This window comes from Patescibacteria group bacterium (assembly GCA_034660655.1).
Lineage (GTDB): Bacteria > Patescibacteriota > Patescibacteriia > JAACEG01 > JAACEG01 > JAACEG01.
This window is the reverse complement of the sequence record JAYEJU010000030.1, coordinates 1-3663: the sequence shown is the minus strand read 5'-3', so window position 1 is coordinate 3663 and position 3663 is coordinate 1. Positions and strand designations below refer to the sequence as shown.

The following is a 3663-nucleotide window of genomic DNA, read 5'->3' as shown; positions in this document are numbered from 1 at the left end:
ATAGACAGAACGGTTGTTACAAAACATATCAATAAAATTTTAAAAGATGGAGAAGTTAATGAAAAAAGCAATGTGCAAAAAATGCACATTGCAAATTCGGACAAACTGGTTAAATTTTATTCTCTGGACATTCTTTTAGTTGTTGGATACAGAACAAATTCGGCAAAAGCCATTGAATTTAGAAAGTGGGCAACAAAAGTATTGAGACAGCACTTGCTTTATGGCTACACGATCAACAAAAAACGCATTGCTCAAAATTACGAGCAATTTTTGCATGCGGTTGCGGATGTCAAAGCACTTTTGCCAAAGGGCGATGAAGTGCGCGCAAAAGATGTGTTAGAATTAATCAACGCTTTTGCTGGCACATGGTTTTCTTTGGATGCGTATGATAAAGATATATTTCCAAAAGGCGTAATTACAAAGAAAAAAATAATGTTTACCTCTGATGAACTTTTGAGCGCTTTACAAGAGTTAAAGCAAAATTTGATTTCAAAAAAACAAGCCACAAATATTTTTGGGCAAGAACGGAGTAAAAGTGCGGTGCAAGGAATTGTCGGCAATGTATTTCAAACTATATTTAAAAAAGATGTTTATCCGACTGTTGAAGAAAAAATTGCTCATCTTTTGTATTTTATGGTCAAAAATCATCCATTTGTAGATGGCAATAAACGAAGTGGAGCATTTGCTTTTGTTTGGTTTTTGCGAAAAGCTGGATTGTTGCGCGCGAGTATGACGCCAGAAGCATTGACTGCGTTCACACTTCTTATCGCCGAGAGCAACCCAAAAGATAAAGATAAAATGGTAGGTTTAGTTTTATTGTTATTAAAGAAAAAATAACTATACTTAATTCAGAAATAAAACGAAAAATTGACTCAGCAAGAAATATCCTCGTTGGAAATGTTATCAACCCAATATCACAAGTGGATTAAATTACCAATGCGTTGATTTACAAATTTATGGACGACATGAATCAAGAAAATCTTGAAGTGGATTTGAAAAAAATTTTTGTCCATTTGCGAAAAAAATAAAGTAAATAATAAAATTTATGGCTAAATTAAAAAAGAATAAAAAAATTTTACAGCGAATAAAAAAAATCAAAAAAATGGAATTAAATGGAAAAGTGGATTGGGAGATTGATTATTCCGAGTTTTCTAACAGACATTTTAAAAACAAAATTTAACTATTTTTGTTATCACTAACAACCAATGAAACAAGAAACAGCGTTTGGAATTTTAAAAGCGGGGAAAAATGTTTTTTTAACCGGGTCGGCGGGAACAGGCAAGACATATCTTTTAAATACTTATATCCAATATTTAAAAGAGCGTGGCATAAATCCTGCCATTACAGCGCCGACCGGTATTGCCGCTTCTCATATTAAAGGAATGACTATCCATTCCTTTTTTGGAATTGGGATTCAAGAAAATGTTGATAAATATTTTTTAGACCGTTTATTGCAAAAGGAATTTCTTTATAATCGCCTTAGTAAATTGAAAATTTTAATTGTTGATGAAATATCAATGGTTTCTCCTGTTTTATTCTCTTCTATGGATAGAATTTTGCGGGCTTTTAAATCTTCTGATCAGCCTTTCGGCGGCGTTCAGCTGATTTTGTCGGGAGATTTTTTTCAATTGCCGCCAATTAGCAAAAATGCCAAGGAAATAAAATTCGCATGGCAATCTATGGTTTGGCAAAATTCTGATTTGAAAGTTTGCTATTTAGAAGAAAAATTTAGGCAAAACGATAAGGACTTAATAAATATTTTAGATGAAATTCGCTCTGGATCGGTTTCAGAATATTCTATGGAAATTTTCCGCTCTTGTTATAAAAAAGAATTAAAAAGCGGCTTTAAAGCGGCTAAGCTTTATACTCATAATGAAGATGTGGACAGAATAAATGAAAAAGAGCTTGAAGCGCTTCCAGACGAAATGAGGATTTTTAAGTCTTGCAATAAAGGCTCTAAAAAAAATATTGAAAGAATTTTGAATTCATCGCTCGTAAGCGAGGAATTGAGATTGAAGAAAGGAGCTCTTGTTATTTTTATTAAAAATAATTATGAAGCTGGCTATATTAATGGAACATTAGGAAAAGTAATGAGCTTTAGCAAGACAACAGGCGCGCCGATTGTAGAAATTTTTTCTGGCAGAAAAATTAAGGCTGAATTTGAAGATTGGAAGTTTGAAAATAATAGGGGAGAAATTAAAGCTGTTGTGAGTCAAATTCCTTTGCGGTTAGCGTGGGCCTTAACAGTCCATAAATCCCAGGGTATGACTTTGGACGCGGCGGAAATTGATTTGTCTAAAACTTTTGAGGTTGGACAGGGATATGTGGCTTTGTCGCGGATTAAATCTATTAAAGGCTTAAGGCTTACGGGGCTTAATAAAATCGCTCTTTTAGTTGACGAACTTGTTTTAGATGTTGATAGAGAAATGAAAAATTTTTCGCGATTAAATGAGCTTAAGTTCCAATCTTTTTTTGAAAAAGAAAAGAAGGTAATGTTTGAAAAATTTATTGTTAAAAATAACGGCGCAATTAAGCAAAATGAAATTAAAAAAAACAAAAAAATACTTAAGAGACAAAAAAGTGAGACAAATGTTTTCAAAAAAGAAAATACTTTAGAGATCACTAAGAGATTGTTGATTAAAAAAAAGACGATTTTGGAAATTTCCAAGGAACGAAAATTAACTGAAAGCACAATTATGAGCCACATTCAAAAAATTTTTGGGGCGTGGCCGGATTTTGATTTTTCTCATTTAAAGCCGGATGAAAAAAGTTTGAAACAAATTTTTGAAGCGATTAAAAAAATCAAAGAGAAAAATAATAGGGGCGATTTTTTGGAAAATGAACAGATAAGACTTCGGGTTATTTTTGAATATTTAAAAGAGGAAATTTCTTATGATAAAATAAGATTGGCATTAATTTTTTTGAATACAAAATAGCGCTTGACGCAAATTATTTTGACTTTTAAGCTAAAAAATGGAATAATTAAATATTATGCCAAATAAAACATCAATCAACACTTTAATACTTTCTGATATTCATTTAGGATTAAAAACAAGCCGTCCGATTGAGGCAATAAAAATAATAGAAAGTTATGATTTTAAAAGACTTATTTTAAATGGGGATATTTTTGACAGCCTAAATTTTAATCGTTTGCATACTGAGCATTGGGATTTTCTTTCTAAAATTCGTTCAATTTCTAAAATGCGAGAAGTTGTTTGGGTATGCGGAAATCATGATGGTCCAGCTTTGACATTAAGCAGTCTTTTGGGAATAAAAATTTATAAAAAATATTTTTGGCATTTAGGAGATAAAAAGTTGTTAGCGATTCATGGACATCAGTTTGACCGTTTTTTATACAAGAATATTTTGATTAGCAAAATAGCTGTTTGGTTTTATTATTTTGCTCAACGCTTAGACACTAAAAATAAATTTTTAACTCACTGGTTAAAAAATCATACTAAAAGTTATTTGCGAATGTCTGAAGAAGTAAAAAATGGAGCGATTCTTTACGCTAAATTACGCAAAGCTGATTTTGTTTTTTGTGGACATACGCATAAGGCCGAAGTTTTTAAATCTTCAAAAGTTAATTATTATAACAGCGGATCATGGACTACTGTTCCGTCAAATTATATAATTATTAAAAATGGAAATATTGAATTAAAA

Annotated in this window: 4 protein-coding genes; all 4 read left to right on the top strand. The window is 31.4% G+C overall.

Features of this window, described 5'->3' with window-relative positions; translation table 11 throughout:
* Nucleotides 1–837, top strand: an 837-nt coding sequence (locus tag U9O55_02360; protein MEA2088657.1) for a virulence protein RhuM/Fic/DOC family protein, incomplete at its 5' end; no start/stop codon positions are given.
* A 208-nt stretch (nt 838–1045) separates the two neighbouring features.
* Nucleotides 1046–1180, top strand: a complete 135-nt coding sequence (locus U9O55_02355) for a hypothetical protein (protein MEA2088656.1) — start codon at nt 1046–1048, stop codon at nt 1178–1180.
* Nucleotides 1181–1205: 25 nt separating this feature from the next.
* Nucleotides 1206–2936: an AAA family ATPase gene (locus U9O55_02350; protein MEA2088655.1), complete on the top strand. Its 1731-nt coding sequence runs from the start codon at nt 1206–1208 to the stop codon at nt 2934–2936.
* A gap of 55 nt (nt 2937–2991) precedes the next feature.
* Nucleotides 2992–3663: UDP-2,3-diacylglucosamine diphosphatase (locus tag U9O55_02345; GenBank protein ID MEA2088654.1), on the top strand; the 672-nt coding region annotated here is incomplete at its 3' end.